This window comes from Microbulbifer sp. GL-2 (assembly GCF_007183175.1).
Lineage (GTDB): Bacteria > Pseudomonadota > Gammaproteobacteria > Pseudomonadales > Cellvibrionaceae > Microbulbifer.
Window position 1 is genome coordinate 1,847,055 of record NZ_AP019807.1, and the last position, 17,618, is coordinate 1,864,672.

General features: G+C 48.8%; 13 protein-coding genes. 10 read left to right on the forward strand and 3 right to left on the reverse strand.

Translation table 11 applies throughout. The features are described 5' to 3' along the window. Positions 1-9: 9 nt before the first annotated feature. From GL2_RS08140 to GL2_RS08150, 3 genes are all read right to left on the reverse strand, one after another. The gene (locus GL2_RS08140; RefSeq protein ID WP_143730185.1) at positions 10-1,581 is read right to left on the reverse strand and encodes a general secretion pathway protein GspF; all 1,572 of its coding nucleotides are present in this window, start codon (positions 1,579-1,581) and stop codon (positions 10-12) included. A gap of 122 nt (positions 1,582-1,703) precedes the next feature. After that, positions 1,704-4,187, reverse strand: a complete 2,484-nt coding sequence (locus GL2_RS08145; RefSeq protein ID WP_143730186.1) for a LamG domain-containing protein — start codon at positions 4,185-4,187, stop codon at positions 1,704-1,706. A gap of 5 nt (positions 4,188-4,192) precedes the next feature. After that, complete coding sequence (locus tag GL2_RS08150) at positions 4,193-5,419, reverse strand: hypothetical protein (protein ID WP_232053793.1); 1,227 nt, start codon at positions 5,417-5,419, stop codon at positions 4,193-4,195. 225 nt (positions 5,420-5,644) lie between these two features. Here GL2_RS08150 and GL2_RS08155 point away from each other — a divergent pair, with 225 nt between their 5' ends. The 10 genes from GL2_RS08155 (at position 5,645) to GL2_RS08200 (ending at position 17,326) form a co-directional block, all read left to right on the forward strand. Continuing rightward, positions 5,645-8,260 carry a PD40 domain-containing protein gene (locus GL2_RS08155; protein ID WP_143730187.1) on the forward strand — a complete coding sequence of 872 codons (2,616 nt, stop codon included), beginning with the start codon at positions 5,645-5,647 and terminating at the stop codon, positions 8,258-8,260. A gap of 3 nt (positions 8,261-8,263) precedes the next feature. Then, positions 8,264-9,160: an outer membrane beta-barrel protein gene (locus GL2_RS08160; RefSeq protein ID WP_143730188.1), complete on the forward strand. Its 897-nt coding sequence runs from the start codon at positions 8,264-8,266 to the stop codon at positions 9,158-9,160. Further along, positions 9,130-9,783: an outer membrane beta-barrel domain-containing protein gene (locus tag GL2_RS08165; RefSeq protein WP_143730189.1), complete on the forward strand. Its 654-nt coding sequence runs from the start codon at positions 9,130-9,132 to the stop codon at positions 9,781-9,783. The genes GL2_RS08160 and GL2_RS08165 overlap by 31 nt, the downstream gene beginning before the upstream one ends. 38 nt (positions 9,784-9,821) lie before the next feature. Beyond that, positions 9,822-10,298 (forward strand): TlpA disulfide reductase family protein, encoded by a 477-nt coding sequence (locus tag GL2_RS08170; RefSeq protein ID WP_143730190.1) that lies wholly within the window; start codon positions 9,822-9,824, stop codon positions 10,296-10,298. Between the two features lie 4 nt (positions 10,299-10,302). After that, entirely contained in the window at positions 10,303-10,521 is a 219-nt protein-coding gene (locus GL2_RS08175) for a DUF4266 domain-containing protein (protein WP_143730191.1), read from the forward strand. Beyond that, positions 10,508-11,668, forward strand: coding sequence for a DUF3570 domain-containing protein (locus GL2_RS08180; RefSeq protein ID WP_197736534.1), 1,161 nt, complete (start codon positions 10,508-10,510; stop codon positions 11,666-11,668). The genes GL2_RS08175 and GL2_RS08180 overlap by 14 nt, the downstream gene beginning before the upstream one ends. A 500-nt stretch (positions 11,669-12,168) precedes the next feature. Further along, positions 12,169-12,792, forward strand: coding sequence for a GDSL-type esterase/lipase family protein (locus GL2_RS08185; RefSeq protein WP_143730192.1), 624 nt, complete (start codon positions 12,169-12,171; stop codon positions 12,790-12,792). 120 nt (positions 12,793-12,912) lie between these two features. Further along, on the forward strand, positions 12,913-14,304 hold the full coding sequence (locus GL2_RS08190) for a pyridoxal-dependent decarboxylase (protein ID WP_143730193.1): 1,392 nt from the start codon (positions 12,913-12,915) through the stop codon (positions 14,302-14,304). Positions 14,305-14,784: 480 nt separating this feature from the next. Beyond that, positions 14,785-15,669, forward strand: a complete 885-nt coding sequence (locus tag GL2_RS08195) for an alpha/beta fold hydrolase (protein ID WP_172621091.1) — start codon at positions 14,785-14,787, stop codon at positions 15,667-15,669. A 379-nt stretch (positions 15,670-16,048) separates the two neighbouring features. Beyond that, a complete protein-coding gene (locus tag GL2_RS08200) occupies positions 16,049-17,326 on the forward strand; it encodes a CAP domain-containing protein (RefSeq protein WP_143730195.1) in 1,278 nt (425 codons plus the stop codon). Positions 17,327-17,618: the final 292 nt, after the last annotated feature.

The following is a 17,618-nucleotide window of genomic DNA, read 5'->3' on the forward strand; positions in this document are numbered from 1 at the left end:
GGTATTAAATTATCTTATAGGGCCAAACGCGGTCATGCTGTCCATCAGAGCACTGTTGCCCAGCCCGTGATTGGGGAAGAGGCTGGCAAAATTGCCTTGCTCGCCATGTAGGGCCAGATAATTCAACACTACCGTTTCCACCAGAAGGTTGACGTTGTTGGCGGCGGGACTGGAAGCGGTTTCTACATCCCCGGATGCGCGCATAAATCCCAACTGCTGATGGCGGGCCTGCTCGTCAGCGCTGCCGCCGAGTAATTGCGGGCGGCCTGCAGGATTGTAAACCAGGAAGAAAGAAGCCGCTGTCTGCTGGTCGTCCCCTGTCCATACACCTTTGCCGCGCCCTTCGGCAGAGTCATCAATCATGCCGTTGGAAAATACCGAGCCGTCACTGAAAACATAAATCATCAATGGTTGGTTGCGGCGCGCGGCATACTCCAGGCAGGCACCGATACAGCGGCCGGCGCGCAGATCTCGCATCTCACCAGTGGCGCGATCGCCAGTATGGTAATCGTATCCGCCCATGGTGATGGTGCCGGCCCCGGCATACCCATTTACCACCAGCTTCATTGCCGAAGCGGTTTTGCGGAATTCGCCATCACTGCTCAATTCTGCGCTGGTAAAAATACCGGATGGACCGACGATGTCCGGATCCGCCTCGGGGTTAAGGTCAGCGGGATTGCCGAAACGGTCCGCCAGGTCGGCACTCTTCATATAACCGCAGCGCACCATATCCTTGATAATCGCATCAGCGCCCACCTGGGTGTTTACCTTACCGAGCTTGGCATCGGAAATACGGTACATAGATTCCATGACCGCAACTGTGTCTTCCTGGCTGAGCAGTCCAACCAGATCACCTACATCCACAAGGCCGGTAACGTCTGAGGGTCTATCGACTTTGGTTGGGCGTACCTCGGGGTTGATCATTGCCGATGGGGACATGGAATTGCCACCGGAATCGCTGGAACGAGAGCCGATCAGGGCCAGAAGAGAACCATTGGCCCCAGCCTGGTTGATGCCGTACATGGGATTGTGGGGGTTATTGCCGGTATCATTTTCCGAACGCGCTGGAATCACAGCACCGTTTGTGGCTGCGGCGGTGCCGGACCCCACTTTTTCCAAAATACCGCGCAACAAGCCGCTGTCGCTATGAAAGGCGAGTCCGAGGTCGCTGTTAACGAAGCCTTCCCCAGCGGAGGGAATCATATCACCGGGCAGGCCCTGTTTGTTGTAGCCGGCGGTGCCGAGAAAATCCATTTGCCCGCCCTGTTTACCCACCAATACATTGGAGCCTGCGATATTGGCGCCACCGGCAAGATCAAAACAGATAAATGGAATCTTACCAGCCCCGAAAGCGCTCACATCACAAGGACCACCATTACTTTTACGCAGGTTCTCCAAGTCGGAAGACAGCGCTGCGTGGGCATTTTGCGGGTTGGCGAACATACTGAATACGGAACCGCCGAGGACGGTGGCCATGCCTGCGCGAAAACCCTGGGCGAGAAAGTCACGGCGGGTCACCGGGCGGTGATGATCCGGGTGGCGCAGGGGCTGGTCCAGCTCAAAATGTTTTTTCTTGCTCATAGTCTTCCCGGATTTTTTATCCGATGTGCCGGTAAATTATTTTTTAAGTTCTATTGGGGCATTATTTGCAATCAGCGGGTTTGCTATTTAAGCCGCACCCGCGTTTAAGCCCATTTTTTCTATCAGTGAATCAAGATCATGGCGCTGCCCATGGCAGCAGCACAGACAGCCTTGACGGTAGTCTCGGTGCGATCGGCTTCACAGCCGTTGCCACAGGAGGTCATAGTGTCGATCAGGTTATTCAATTCCGTTTCTACTGTGCTTAGGTCCGGAGCGCTAGTCAGCTGTGAATGGCTGCCATCGTGCCAGTTCATTTCATGGCCGAGTAAGCTTTGTATCAGTGGATCGATCACCAGAGCCCGTTTGCTGGCGCTGTCGAAAGCGGTATTGGCTGAAGCACTGAAGTCAAAGCCGGGGAAATAACTGCTGCGCCCGCTGGAATCTACCAGGGTACTGCAGTATTTCACTGCAAGCTGAGTAATACCCATCTGCTGCGCGGCCAGGAATCCGGTGATATCACTGGAGACAGGCAGCTGGCGTTTTACTGTTTCCCAGGTTTCCATAACATCCGGATGAGCACTGGAAACACCGGTGGCACGGGACAGGCTGGCGTTGATCTGCTCGAAGCGACGAAGGCCGATACGCGGTTGTGCCTCCAGGTCTGCGGGCTCGGCCGGCGCTGCTGGTGTCGGTTCCACCCTGGTAAAAGTCGCATTGCCGATACGCTCAAAGGTGAGGAAGAACTCGTCGGATAGCGGGCCCTTATCCAGGGTGATAATGGTACCCAGCCTGGATAGCGGCTGGCCCTGTAGAGGCACGTAGCTGCTGTCGATTTCTGTGGAGAATTTGGCCCAGGACTGGCCCACTTCCGCCTCGCGACCATTAATGCCGATACGCATGCCCTCAATGACAACACCTTGGGGATCCACGCTTTCATCGAGGCTGACAAAAGTGGGCTCACTGAATAAATAGGCGTAGTTGTCGAACTGTTGCACGGTGAACATTACATAGCTGTCGGCGATACCGGTGTGCTCTTCGACTTTGAACAGCAACAGGTATTTTTCGCCAACACCAACTTCATAGTTGGTGGCAATATCCTCGGCGGACAGGGCGCGGGAGTGGATTGCCATCATGCGGATGGAGCCTTGCCAGCTGTTACCGTTGCTCACCTCACTGCCCACAGCCAGGGCGAAGGTATCGTCCCAGGTATTGAGCAGGCCCGCTTCGCTGGGCTCTGCTTCACCGGTATCGGCACCGTTTACATAAAGTCTGCGGCCATTGATCGGATCATAAGTAGCGACCACATGCTGTAAGCTTGCCTGTACCTGCTGGTCGGCGTCATCGGTCATCAATGCCGGCATACCGTCAGCATCGGTGCTGTCGCTGCGATTTTGAAAGGTGTAACTGTACTGTGCCTGTCCCAAGGTGAAGTTGCGAATATCGTCACCACCGGAATAAGTGACCAAGCGTGCGGGCCCCTCCTGGGTGACATTGGCGGGTGCGGCCCAGACTTCGATAGAGTACTCGCCGGTGGCCTTGAGGGTTTCATACAATTTGCGGCTGGTGGCAGTGGCTCCCTGGGCCTTACCACCTTTTAGCTGCAATCCCCAGGATTCGATCCACTCCACATCCCCGGACAGGGCCAGGTCAATGGCCGGGTTTACCCCAGAGGTATCGTAGGCGGTAGTGCCGCTGCCGGTTTTAAATTCGTACAGGGCGATTGCATTATTTTCCACCCGACCGCCGCTGCTGGCCACAATGCCATCGGTAAGGCGCAGGGCTTTACTGATAACCCAGTTCTGGTCTACCTGGGTGGGGGCAATACTATCTGCAAAGGCCTGGATAGCTGCTGTCATTTCCGCTTCATTATCGGAGCAGTCATCCCAGCAGTTGTGGAACTCACTGCCCAGGCGTACAGAGAAGCGAGAATCCGCTGGAGTATCCAGGTTCATTTTGCTTTTTGCCGCTTCGTAGGCAATATCGACATCGGAGCTGGCGAAATAGGGTTTTTGTGTGAGTGCGGCATCTTCACTGTGGCAGTTAGCACAATAATTGCGCAACACAGGATATACGGTACCGCCAAAGCTACTACTGGAAACGGGGAAGCTCTTGCTCGCGCCTACATCGCGTTCTACCGGTGGAGTCAGCGTAACTGTGTTACTGAGGCCCCCGCTGGCTCTAGCCCACTCCTCAATATAGTTTGTAATAATTTCCGCGCAGGCATCGTCGCTGGACAGCCAGCAATTGTGGCCACCGCCCACTTTCGTTACCAGTCGGGATTCCTCTGGGAGGCTAAGGTTGACCAGCTCACGACCCTCATCGTAAGCCGCATTAATATCATCACCGCGAACAAAATGCGGGCTCTGTGCGCCTTCTATGTGACAGCTACCACAACGATTTTGTGCAGCCAGGTTATCCCAGATATAGCGCTTGTACTGGTTGACGTCATCAGTTTCTGGTGACGGCCCGGTATAGTTGGTGCCATTATCGGATTGGTTGGTATTTGGTTGCTCTTCCGTATCCTGACCACTGCCACCACTACAAGCGGCAAGAAAAGCTGCTGTGCACAGCAGTGTCGATATTTGCAGGTTCTTTATAGTTTTCATTGTTATTAATCCCCCGCGCAGTAAACCGCGGCATCGGCATAAACCTGCTTCAGGTTGAAATCGGAGTTGCTGAAGTCGTCGGTAATGGCTTCGATACGTGTGCGATCGCTGGAATCCTCAGGTTCTCGCAAACAGACCTGACGAAAAACCTTGGTGACTTGGCAGGTGGCAAAAGCGCGGCTGTTAGCCAGCTCTTCACCGAGTGATTTTGCTCCATTGCCGCTGCCGGGCAGAGCGTTGCTCCAACCCAGGTGCAGGTTGGGCCCCTCGCGCCAGTAGTTATCCCAGCGATCGTCAGGAAGCTGGAACCCGTGAGGGAAGTTCGCAGCATTAATATGATTTTTAGCTTTTACCCGACTACCGGTTTCGGGATCTGTATCTCCAGCGCCATTGTAGTCAAGTGTTCCACTTTCACCTTGCGGATCATTATCCGCATCGTATACATAGTCGTAATAGGCAAATGCCTGGGCCATGGGATCCATGCCGCTGTGACAACTGACACAGTTATTCTGGAATACACGGCTGTCGCCGCCCGGGCTGCGACTCACATCCTGGCGAATCCGGTCTGGCGGACGCGAAGTGTCCTGCACCTGCTCCATATCCCGGCACATGTGATTGAGCATGGTAAAGCGGAACATGGCGCGATTGGTGCCGGCACTAAAAAAAGCCTTTGCAGCCGCACGACTGGTAATCACTCCGGCGGTGGCATCGCCAGGTAGTCCATTGAGAGAGGACTGACTCCGTTGCGCCAGGTTGTCTTTCAATGAGTAGCCGCCGGCTTCCAGGGCTTCATAGTGATCATTGTTGCTGGTGCTGTAACCGGGCAACCCGGAAACACTACCGGTATAGAGAATATTCGCTGACAGTAGCTGACGAAAATCCATATCGTCTCGCACCATGCCGATGACAGTCGCGCTGTAGTCGTTTAGCGGTGCAAATACATCCTGTTCCTCGTTGGTCCAGGGGGTGGCGAGATTTTTCAGGGTGACGTTATAAAAAGCATCGTGCTGCATAGCCGTGTAGGCAGCGGCGGTAGGATCGCCATTGGCAATATCTTCGGCCATATCCAGCAACACACTCTCGGATGGAACCGTGCCGGTAATACGACTGTGAATTTGTAGGGCCTGGTCCTGGGGAGCAGCGAGAGCAGAGCCACTCCAAAGACCAGTCCCAAGTATTGCGCCTACCACTGTGAGCTGGATCACACGCGCTCGAGACGAATTATTTTTCATTGGATTATTTTGTCGGTGAGGTCAGTGGGATATGGCAAGGCATACTAAGAGCAGATTTCAATATTGTCAGAATGACTTTTAATATTTGCGTTCCAGTTGGCAAACTTTTTGTGCGCAACTTGCGAGAATTACCCTCAGCGGTAAAAACCGTGCACAGAATAATGTTAGGCCTTCAGCGAAATTACCGGTGCATTGCTGGTGCCTATGCCGGGTGGATAAAAAATAATGAAATCTTTGCGTGCAATACCGCTTTTATTGCTGGTAGCTGCTTGTAGTGGTGGCGGCAGTTCTTCAGGTGGTGGAGAACAAGCGGAAGACCCAGTGGTGGTGGATTATCCCATTGCTTTTGTTCGTCGTCAGCTCAATAAAGATGATGAGGATGTCCTGGAAAAGGACGATATTTACCAGCCTCAGGATTTTTTCCCCGGTGCAGAGCTGATATTGAAGGATCGCGCAACTGCAAGCTCTACAGAGACTATCATTTCTGCGGATATTTTCACTGGCGATTACGACGTTAAAGACCTGAATACCTCTGCGGACGGCAAGCGCCTGGTGTTCGCCATGCGTGCTCCTGAGATTGAAGACGTAGATGATGATGAACAACCCAGCTGGAATATCTGGTTGTATGACCTTGAGACTGTAGAGCTAAAAAGGGTCATAGAATCTGACCTCATCGCGGAGGAGGGGCAGGATGTGGCCCCCGCTTTCCTGCCAGATGGTCGTATCGTGTTCTCCTCCTCTCGCCAGCGCCGAGCACGCGCTTTGTTATTGGATGACAACAAGCCTCAATTTTCAGCGCTGACAGATGATCAGGATGAACCGGCTTTTGTTTTGCATGTGATGGAGGCAGATGGCAGCGACATTCGCCAGATATCATTTAATCAAAGTCATGATCTCAACCCTACGGTCTTGAACAACGGCCGTATCCTGTTTAATCGCTGGGATAATGCTGCCGGCGTGGATCGCTTAAGCTTGTATACCATCAAGCCCGATGGCAGTGACCTGTCATTTCACTATGGTTATCACAGCCAGGAAACCGGTACAGAGAATTCTGTTGCGGCTTTTTTCAGGCCGCGTGAAATGCCCGATGGACGTTTACTGGTAAACCTCCGCTCGCCAGCTGGTAGCAGTTATGGCGGTGATCTTGTGGCAATTGATGGGATAAATTACAGCGAGGCTTACAGTGAAGCCGGTAGTGAAGGAGAGTTAGTTGGGCAGTCCACTATTTCCTTCGATGAAGTCACCACGGACGGCACTTTGTCCCCACACGGAACATTCGCTGCAGCTTGGCCATTCTACGATGGCACCAGTCGTATGCTGGTCTCCTGGAGTGAATGCCGTATTGTGGAAGAAGAGACGGAGTTATTACGTCCCTGTCCGGAAACTCTGGATGAAGAGGAAGAACCGGTACTGGCGGATCCCCACTACGGACTGTGGATTTATGATTACGAGGCCGGAACCCAGCTGCCTTTAGTGGTGGCAGAAGAGGGAGAAATGATCTCTGAAGGGGTCACTCTGGAACCCCGTACCGAGCCCACTTATATTCCAGACCCAATTGCCGGAGTGGATGTAGATGGAGACCTGGTGCAGGAGTCTGTGGGTATCCTGGATATTCGCAGTGTGTACGATTTTGATGGGGAGGATATTGCTGGAATTGAAACCCTCGCCGATCCGTCCGCTACTAGTGCCGGTGAGCGCCCTGCACGTTTTCTGCGCATCATAAAAGCTGTGGCAATTCCCGATGACGATATATTGGACTTTGATGGATCTGCCTTCGGACGTAACCGTCGCCAGGGTATGCGAGAGATTCTTGGTTATACGCCGATTCAGCCGGATGGCTCTGTACGTGTAAAGGTACCCGCAGATGTTCCCCTGGCAATTTCAGTAGTAGATGCTGAGGGCAAACGAATTTTTGAGCAGCACAATAACTGGTTGCAGCTGCGGCCAGGAGAGGTGCGCAACTGTAATGGTTGCCATACCAGCGAAAGTGAAGTTGCCCACGGTCGCGTGGATATGGAGCTGGAATCCTCCTGGGCTGGCGCCCCCACCTCCGCCGCCCCCTTCGCCAACACCGAACCCGCCCTGCTGGCTGAAATGGGAGAAACCATGGCACAGCTGTTGGCGCGACTTGTCGGTGAAGCGGGATTAAATGGGGATCTTCAATTTTCCGATATATGGACTGACCCGGCTGTGAGGGCCAAGGATGCAGATATTTCCCTGGCCTACGCCGACTTACTTACCAGCCCCCCAACACCCCTGACTTGTTTGGATAACTGGAATGGTGGCTGTCGAAGCGTTATTCACTACGAGCAGCATATCCAGCCAATCTGGGAACTGTCACGCCAGGTTATGGATAATGCCGGCACCGTTATCAGTGATAATACCTGCATCGCCTGTCACTCCCCTGTGGATGCGGCCGGAGCTACGCGTGTGCCCGCTGCACAATTGGATCTGACTGCCAGTGCATCTACAGTGAACGATGCCTGGTTTACTTCCTATGCCGAATTACTGGCAGACAGCCCGGTATTGGATCTAGTCGATGGAATTTTGACTCCGCGATTGCGTCAGGAAATAGACAACCAGGGTAATCCGGTATTTGAAACTGATGAGGAAGGTAATCTGCTTCTCGATGTGAACGGTGATCCGATACCGGTGATGGTTGTTGTAAGTACTTCTGCGCTATTAGCTGAAACTGCTTTGGAGAGCAGTTTTTTCCCGGTGTTTTCCTCTGGTGGTGCTCATGCCGGATATTTGCAGCCCGCTGAGCTGCGCCTGGTTGCTGAATGGTTGGATATCGGTGCCCAATATTACAACGATCCATTTGCGGCACCGGCTGACTGATTCATGTTGAAAATACATAACTACACAGGTATTTCCCTGCTGCTGGGTGCGCTTCTGATCTCGCTTCCGGTAGTTGCACAAGAGGGAACAACGATTGCATCAATGGAGAGCCCAGCGGTAGATGCGAAAGTATCCCCGGTGGATAAACCGGTAGCCGCAGTGGGAGAACAGGAGAATACTGAATACTCAGCAGTAGTTATCACTGAGGCGGAGAGAGAGGTACCTACGGATGCTGAACTGGTCACCGTTGGCAATGCCTTTATCAATATTTATCGCGGCCCTGGTCGCGGTTACCCGATTTTCCATGTGGCGGAATATGGGGAAAAAATCTGGTTGCTCAAACGTCGTACCGACTGGGTAAAAGTACTGGCGTCGCGTAACAAAACTGGATGGGTAAAGGTATCAGACCTACAGGAAATTTATGGTGAGGCAGGTGAGCTGGTAAGGGTACCCCTGCCGGATTTCAGAGATGTGGAGGCAGGGTACTTTTACCTGGGCTTCTCCTATGGGGATTTTGCCGGGGCCAATTCCATGGGAGCGACACTGGGGTATCAGTTTAGCGCTAATTTATCCACAGAACTTCGTGCGACCCAGGCAATAGGTGAATTCTCCGATAGCTTGGTTTATCAAATGGCGATCGTGCATCAGCCATTTCCTCGCTGGCGTTTATCCCCGTATTTCCTCCTTGGTGCAGGCCTGAATATCACCTCTCCCAACGCCACTATTATCGCTACAGAAGACCGTCAGGATACGGTAATGCTTGCGGGCCTCGGTATTAAAACCTATTTATCACGCCGCTTTGCTCTCAAAGCGGAATATACCAACCACTACCTGCTCACCTCGCGGGAAAATAATCAGGAGATAGTCGAGTGGAAACTTGGTTTCGACGTATATCTGTAGGCACTGCAACTCTGTCTGCCCTGTTCAGTGCACAGGCCTGTGTCGCCCAGCAGGGTGAGGATGTTATAGCCGATATTGTTGCCTCTGACCTGGAACGTCGCGAGGTTCGTGATGCGCTGATCGATAGTGAAAATATTGAGCTCGGTGTTTTTGCCGGAGTAATCAATGTAGAGGATTTCGGCTCTAATGCGGTCTATGGTACCTCGGTTTCCTACCATATTACTGAAGACCTGTTTATAGAGGGAACTTATGCGCAGACTGAGCTGGGTGAATCAAGTTTTGAGCGCTTAAGCGGTGCCGCTCCCTTACTTACTGATGAGCAACGTGAACTGAGCTATTACAACTTCTCTCTGGGTTGGAATATTTTTCAGGGGGAATATTTTATTTCAGATGACTGGGCCTTTAATACCGATTTTTACTTGGTGAGTGGTGCAGGTAATACCTCCTTTGCTGATGAAGAACACTTTACCTACAATTTTGGTGCTGGGGTGCGCCTGCTGGCGAATGACTGGCTAGCACTGCGCTTTGACGTGCGTGATCATGTTTTTGAACACGAGCTGTTTGGTGAGGCAGAGAAAACCCATAACCTTTCAACTCAACTTGGCTTTACCGTCTTTTTCTGATTACAGCTGCAGGCTAAATTTACAGTAAGGATTTTTAAATGTTACGACTTGTTGCGTTATTTACATTACTTATCTCCTCGATAAGTGCGAGTGCGTCCGAACCTTCCAAGGATTTTACCCTGGCTTCCAATAAGGGGAGCAACCTGCGCCTGGAGGAACAGCGTGGTGAAGTAATTATGTTGAATTTCTGGGCTTCCTGGTGCGGACCCTGTCGCCAGGAAATGCCTTTGCTGGATAAGTTACATGAGCGTTATGCCGCAGCTGGATTCCAGGTCTGGGGTGTTAATGTGGATGCGCAACGCTCCGATGCAGAAAAGCTGCTGGGAAAAATACCTGTAGATTTTCCAATCCTGTTCGACAGTACCAGTGAAGTGAGTAAGATGTACGGCATCGATGCTATGCCAAGCACAGTATTTATCGACCGTGATGGCAATGTGCGCCACATTCACAAAGGTTATCGGGATGGTGATGAAGCCGCCTATAAAAAAATTATCAAGGAATTAATCCGGGAGTAACACCATGTTGCGCTACTTGTTGCCGCTGTTGGCGGTATCGCTGTTCAGTGGCTGCACAGTAACGCCCTGGGTGGCACCTTATGAGCGACAGTACCTGGCAGACCCCATTATGGGGTTTGAAAGCGATCCGGTTGCCGCCAGCTACATGAACCATGTCTATGAAGCCCGTGAGGCCGCCAGGGGTGCTGAGGGTGGAAGTGGAGGCGGATGTGGTTGTAACTAAATTGTTGCGAAATTGCCTTGCTTTAGGATTGATGTTCCCCACCTACACTTCTGCTGCTGTGTTACCTGAGGAGCGGGCCGATAATCTGTACCATGCTTATAGTGGTGGAGGGGTTACCATTGATGGCCCCTCGGTATTGATACGTAAGAATATTGGCAACAATGTCTCCTTTTCTGCAAATTACTATGTGGATATGATCTCCGGAGCTTCTATTGATGTGGAGGCAACGGCAAGTGAATATTCTGAACAGCGCGATCAGTACTCCCTGGGTGCGGACTACCTTGTAGATAAAACAACTATCAGCGTTGGCTACACCAATAGTTCAGAGAATGACTATGAAGCTGAAACCGTTGCTTTTGGTGTTAGTCAGGGATTTTTTGGTGATCTTAGTACTATTGATCTGCGTGTCAGTTATGGTAGCGATGAAGTTTTTCGCAATGGCGATGAGAATTTTGCCGATGTGGCAGAACACCGTCGTTACGCTCTCAGCTGGAATCAGATACTTACTCAGAAACTGATTGCTGAACTGAGTGTGGAGACAGTCTCCGATGAAGGGTTTCTTAATAACCCCTACCGCAGTGTACGCTACCTGGACCCGGCATCGGGCTCTGGATTTAGTTATCAGGCGGAGGTCTATCCGAGAACACGTAACAGTGATGCCTTGGCTATTAGGGCGAAATATCGGCTGCCTTACCGTGCGTCAGTAAAAGGTGAATACCGCCGCTATGCGGATAGCTGGGGGATAACCGCAGATAATGTGGAATTCCGCTATACCCACCCGCTGGAAGAGCGGGATGAGTGGATTTTTGAAGCTAAGATACGCTACTACCAACAAACCAGTGCTGATTTTTATAGCGACCTGTTTCCCTATCTGAATGCCACAAATTTTCGTGCGCGGGATAAGGAGATGAGCAATTTTACCACCTTGGCATTCGGCTTGGGAGTTTCCTACGAGTTGCCACAACGCTGGTCCCTGCTCAATCGTAGGAATACCATTAATTTGTATTGGGACCATATCCTGTTTGATTACGAGGATTTCCTCGACGTGACAGTTCATGGGGATAGTACCGCAATCACCCCTGGAGCTGAGCCAGCTTACAGTTTCTCTGCCAATGTGATTCGTCTGTTCTGGACGGTACGTATCTGATCGCAAGATTATCAAAGTACGAACCGTGTATCTCTCCAGTACTATGTAACACTCAATTGGGCTTAGGGCCCATTTGAGTGTATCTGTTTCGCGAGAGAAGGTAGAGCTGTTCAAAACCTACAGAATTAAAGCCATAGTCATCAATACCTCATGCCGCTGTATCCGGTAGTGATCAATAGATTCCTTTATCAAAGTTGCTGTATGGCATCTCGCCGCAAAGCTTAGATTTCCCGAGTTTCATCGATTTACCTCTATCCACCCAGTGGCTTTAATCATAATTCTTAATGACCTTTTCACGAGAATTTGTGTGGCATTGTATTAATTGTTTATCGAAAGTTTTGGTGTATTTCGGTAATTAAGCTGTGTCTATACTGAGTATAGTTTTGGATTTTTTACTTCTCGATAGTAGGCTTGACCCTGACGGTGAATAGTTAGTATGTAGATATATTAAGATGAATAGAGCTGAATGTTTGGTCAATACTATGATTTAGAGACTTCCCATGGCTGAAAGAATACCCAGAAAAATCGTTTTTATTGGTTCGAGTTCTATTTATGGGAGAGGTGATACAGAGCTAGGTGGTTTTGTTCAAAGATTTCGATTTCATTTCGAACCCATGAACCCTAAAAACTTGGTTTACTCCCTGGGTGTATTTGGAGAAAATGTGAAAGCATTAGCTCTTAGGATTTCCAGTGAGCTCCCTCCAAGAAGTCCCCACCTGATCGGGATATACCCCGGCTTCAACGATATATGTCGTATCGGAGGGGCAAAAGCTAATACTGAAGTGGCGCTTAAAGTTTTTCGCAATGAAATGCTAAATCTATTGCAGATTTCCAAGATGCTTGCTCCCACCTTTGTGATGACAGGTATTCCCTTTGATGAGCAGCGTACTACTCCTTTTCTGAAAAGCGATAGTTATTTCTTTCGTTCGGATGCTAAGGTTTATTCTCAGGTGGTGAGAGAGGTCGCCTCTTTAGAAGCGGTTCCTATACTGGACTTTGATTTACTGTGGCGCGATAGGGAGATTTCCAATCTTCTAGCAGAAGATGGCCTCCATGCAAGCCCCAGTGGGCACCAGTTACTTTTTAAACAGACCTGGAATTTTGTCTCAAAAAATTATTTTTAATCTCTCTATAAATAGTGCTGGATAAAATTGTAATATCAATTTTTTAATTGATAAACCGATTGTTATTTATGTAATATATACAATTGAAAGATTGGAATTCAATAGTGTGAGATATAGCGTATGGAAACTAAAAAGCTCACGAATAAAAAGTTATCTCTACAAGCTTTTTCCAGAGCAGCGCAATATGCTGAAGAGTATATATCTGGAGTTCGTGAGAGAAGAGTCGGCCCATCACCTTCAGACCTGGATGCTCTGGAAAATCTGAACTCCACCCTTTTGTGCGAAGGGGTGAATGCCCAGCAGGTAATTTCGGATCTTCACCGTTATGCTTCTCCCGCCACGGTAGCAAGTACCGGTGGGCGTTTTTTCGGTTTGGTAGTTGGTGGCTCCACACCGGCGGCGATGGGGGCTTCCGTTTTAAATGCGGCCTGGGATCAAGTGGCAGTGCTGGAGGAGTCTGCGCCCTCGGCAATTTACCTTGAAAGAATAGCTGCCGATTGGTTGCTGCAACTTTTGGGACTGCCGAAAAAAAGCAGTGTGGGTTTTACCACTGGTTCTTCCATGGCCAATATGGTCTGTCTGGCCGCGGCCAGAAATTACCAGTATGCAAAATTGGATATTGATCTGGTGCGTACTGGCCTTGCTGGTGCCCCCCCGTTACGCATTATTGTTTCTGAGGAATCCCATGTCACTGTGCATAAGGCGTTGTCCATTCTCGGTATTGGCACTGGCCAATTAGTCAAAGCTCGCTGCGATCGTCAGGGGAGGGTTCGCATAGACTGTTTTCCGAAGATGGATGAAAGTACCATCGTTTGCCTGCAGGCCGGTAATGTGAATTCCGGCCACTTCGATCCCTTTAGTGAGATTATTCCTAAAGCCCGTGAGGCCGGAGCCTGGGTACATATTGATGGTGCTTTTGGCTTGTGGGCATCTGCGTCGCCGCTCAAGGCCTATTTGACCGAGGGAGTGGAGCTGGCAGATTCCTGGGCGGTAGATGGCCACAAATGGCTGAATACGCCGTACGACTGTGGCGTTGCTATTTGTAAGGATGCGGAGGCGGTTTACCGGGTAATGACTACCCAGGCGCCTTACCTGCAAGAGGGGGGTGGACGACCTCCCAAGGATATGGTGCCAGAATTCTCCCGTCGAGCGCGTGGCGTTGAAGTATGGGCTGCAATCCAGGAGATGGGCACTGATGGGGTCGCTGAACTGATAGAGCGTTGTTGTTCTTATGCTCGACAACTGGCACAGGGACTGTTGGATATGGGCTATGAGCTACTCAATGAAGTTGTCCTGAACCAGGTAGTGGCCACAATTGGTAGTGAGGATGAATTACACCGTATCGTGCGTGCAGTACAGGAAGGAGGCGTTTGCTGGTTTGGCACGACAGTGTGGCAGGGAAAGACAGCTTTACGCCTGAGTGTTTCTTCGTGGGCGACTAATGACGAGGATATAATCCTGTCTTTGGAATCCATACGACGAGCAACAAGGGAAGTTTTGGACATGGAATAAAACCTTCGTAGCCCCCCGGCGGTGTCTCCCCTGATCCCGTCGTTAACTGCAGTCTATCCTCTTGTAGGGAACTCTAGGTATGGTGTAGATAAGGGATTATCCGTGAATTGTGGAGATTCCCTTTAATTCAGCAAGAGACATGGGGTTGGCGGCGGATCTATTAAAAACTGTCGCAGCAATCTTTAAAGTTCCGTCATTGATGGTAAATCTGACCTGCCTATCTATTTTCCTGTAGGAACTGAATTTCCGAGTTATACGAAGCCAGGAATTTAGCTAAATTTTAGACTCTTGCAGATAATATTTGATAACCACCATGTGGTGTGGCTCCCACGAGGTTATTTACTGCGGAGATAAACGTTTAGCAGATAACCGTGGCATAAGGAATGACAAAAGACTACCGCGGGTCAGGGAGGCCCCTTCAAGATCATGACATTCTGGATTGTTCTGATACTCCTGCTTATTTTGGTTTGGCTACTGTGGATGGCTTTTTTCAGTCCAAGCCTTAATCGTAATGAGTTATCTCAATATTCATTTAACCAGTTGTCTTTCGATGATGGATTCTCAGTAAATTATCGGGAAATGGGTCCAGAGGGACACCCGGTAATTTTATGTTTCCATGGTGGTGGTGATTCACTAAGTGCCTGGAATGATTGGGCTGAGGTTCTATCAAAAGATTATCACGTAATATTGGTTGATTTACCTGGTCATGGCCTGACTGATCCCTTACCGGGTGGAACCTACACGCCCAAGCACTTTGCCGATTTTATTACAAAATTTATCAAGTTTATGAAGCTTGAGAGGTTCGTGTTGGTTGGGCATTCTTTCGGTGGAAATAGTGTCTTACGGTATTTGGTTGAGCATCCCGATTCAGCTGAGGCCGTAATCCTTATTTCGCCGGGAGGCTATCAATGCGATAAGGGACTGGAAATGTCCACCAGTTTGGCTCACTTTGCCACCAGTCACTGGGGGCGCCGTCTGATTTCCCATCTGGGCAGTCGTGGCCTGTTGCGCAAAATGCTCCGCTCCAAAATGTTTTACGATCCGAATAACCTGCCAGAAGCAATGGTTGAGCGTATTTATCTGCTATCTCGTTATGATAAAAATCGTGGTACGGCTATTAATCTGGTGGCAAATTCCACATTAAATTTTCAGCCGTTAATTGGTCTTGAAAATATTAAAACTCCAATCCTGTTTATATGGGGAGAGGATGACAAAATCATTCCCTTAGAGGTTGGAAGCTATTTTTCAAATAAAATACCTGCCAGTAAGTTAATAATTTACAAGAGCATTGGGCATATGGCCCATGTTGAAAATGCAAAAACCAGTGTCGGGGATGCAATTGAATTTATCAAAGATCTAAAGTGATTTTTGTTGAGGTTAGGGTTAATTAAAAAACGGTAGATGTCTGCATTGAGTCTATATTTTATTTTAATAGTTTTGAGTGTGAATTTTAAGCTTTTCTTAACGGTGATCACCAATTGATTTAAACCCCAGAGAGCTCGTTTTCTTTAGTATGGTATGCTGTTGATTCATTATTGATTTTATTGTTTGGTTAAAATCAAGTGCCTATAAGAATATATGAAAAATAGATTATTTTTTCGTTAATTTGCCAGCTTTCTGAGTGGCCCGTTAAACGCTGGTCAGGCTCCCATAAAATATATGTCATTCTTCACAGAATAAAGAAAATCCCTCTCTATAATCCGCTCCAATTTATCTGAAGTGCAATACGTTAATTGGGGCTGATATGAATGATTCGTTCAAGCTAATAACAGCTATTTGTTTATCCGCCTTCCTGGTTGCCTGCTCTGGTGGTGGAGGAAGTTCCGACAATGATAATCAAGGTACTCCTGGGGTTGGTGATGGTAGTGGGTTGACTCCCAACCCAAATCCCAATCCCAATCCTGATCCTGATCCTGATCCTGATCCTGATCCTGATCCTGATCCTGATCCTGATCCTGATCCCGATCCCGATCCAGATGGTTCCTTTAATTTATCAGTGGAACAAAAACGTGTAATGCTGGATACGCATAATGAATACCGTCAAAGGTGCGCTATGGGAGAATCAGGTGAAGGTGAAAACGCTCCAGAAAGTGCCGGTAATATGCAAACCCTTTTTTGGGATAATGCTTTGGCTAAGATGGCAAAAGAAAGGGCGTCGGCGTGCTATTTTGGCCACTTAAATGATGCCACTGGTATCAGGGAAGCATTTGAAAAAGTTAAAGGTGAAGTTTCTTTTGTATTGCCCGCCGATAATATAGAAATAGGAGAAAATGTTTCGATTAATATCTTTAATCCACCAGCATCACAATATGATGCTGAGACTTGGGCCGGCTCAGTTAAATCTTGGTACGATGAAAGCCATGGGTATGACTGGGACAGTAAATTTTGTCATGCAGAAACTTGCGGACATTGGGCTCAGGTATGCCATGGGGAAACCCGCTATGTAGGTTGTGCTGTCGCTGAATGTGACAGCATCATTGGTTCTAATAATCCAGCCTACAACGATGGTGCACATGTTGTAGTTTGTAATTATTTTCCTTCGTTAGATAAGAGTCGAATGCCTTTCACTAATGGTTGGGGGTATGAAACCTGTAGAACCTGTATTAATTATGATATGCCTTTCTGTGTAGACAATATGTGCACCGGAGGGATTGCCAAAAACTGGAATGCTTCAGAAAAAAGAAATAAAAATGTTGATCAGTGTACCGATGGCTTGGGAAGAGATATTGTACCTTGTACCTACTATGACAACCAACCAGCTCCACCTCAAGTAACAGGATTTAAGTATGTTTATTCTGATAAAGCGGTGAGCTTATCCTGGAATGAAGCTATTAAAAATGGCGGAGTACATCACTATAAGATATTCCGTGATGAAGAGCTAATAACTAAAACGCGGAAATTATCCTCTTCTGATCCAGGTGTAGAGAACGGTAGTGGCTATCGATATAAAATAATTGCAGTGGATCACGCGGGCCAGGAGAGTCAGCCTGCTTATCTGGATGTTAGTGTAAATGCTAAGTAATATTGTTGTTTTTATGATTTAAATCTGATCTGGGAGCAAAGAGGACACCATTCATTGGAAGATTCCAAGCTCTCAGAAAAATTATGGTATAAGAATGAAGGAGTATCTGAAAGGATATGGAGACTTCGGATCTTATAATCCACAGCTGTTTGGTAATGAAGGTATACTTTTTTTTGATAATATTTATTTGATCGATAGCTTATTCTGTATATTAATTGTTTCGTTGATGTCTTCGGGTTTCACTTTAAATTTTCCTTCATATTTATTGACCTTTTTTAACGATAAATTTTGT

Excerpts from the sequence above, each read along its gene's own strand:
- GL2_RS08195 (WP_172621091.1), top strand. The coding sequence starts at position 14,785 with ATGGCTTTTTTCAGTCCAAGCCTTAATCGTAATGAGTTATCTCAATAT.
- GL2_RS08185 (WP_143730192.1), top strand. The coding sequence starts at position 12,169 with ATGGCTGAAAGAATACCCAGAAAAATCGTTTTTATTGGTTCGAGTTCT.
- GL2_RS08200 (WP_143730195.1), top strand. The coding sequence starts at position 16,049 with ATGAATGATTCGTTCAAGCTAATAACAGCTATTTGTTTATCCGCCTTC.
- GL2_RS08175 (WP_143730191.1), top strand. The coding sequence starts at position 10,303 with ATGTTGCGCTACTTGTTGCCGCTGTTGGCGGTATCGCTGTTCAGTGGC.
- GL2_RS08150 (WP_232053793.1), bottom strand. The coding sequence starts at position 5,419 with ATGAAAAATAATTCGTCTCGAGCGCGTGTGATCCAGCTCACAGTGGTA.
- GL2_RS08155 (WP_143730187.1), top strand. The coding sequence starts at position 5,645 with ATGAAATCTTTGCGTGCAATACCGCTTTTATTGCTGGTAGCTGCTTGT.
- GL2_RS08190 (WP_143730193.1), top strand. The coding sequence starts at position 12,913 with ATGGAAACTAAAAAGCTCACGAATAAAAAGTTATCTCTACAAGCTTTT.
- GL2_RS08170 (WP_143730190.1), top strand. The coding sequence starts at position 9,822 with ATGTTACGACTTGTTGCGTTATTTACATTACTTATCTCCTCGATAAGT.
- GL2_RS08145 (WP_143730186.1), bottom strand. The coding sequence starts at position 4,187 with ATGAAAACTATAAAGAACCTGCAAATATCGACACTGCTGTGCACAGCA.
- GL2_RS08160 (WP_143730188.1), top strand. The coding sequence starts at position 8,264 with ATGTTGAAAATACATAACTACACAGGTATTTCCCTGCTGCTGGGTGCG.
- GL2_RS08140 (WP_143730185.1), bottom strand. The coding sequence starts at position 1,581 with ATGAGCAAGAAAAAACATTTTGAGCTGGACCAGCCCCTGCGCCACCCG.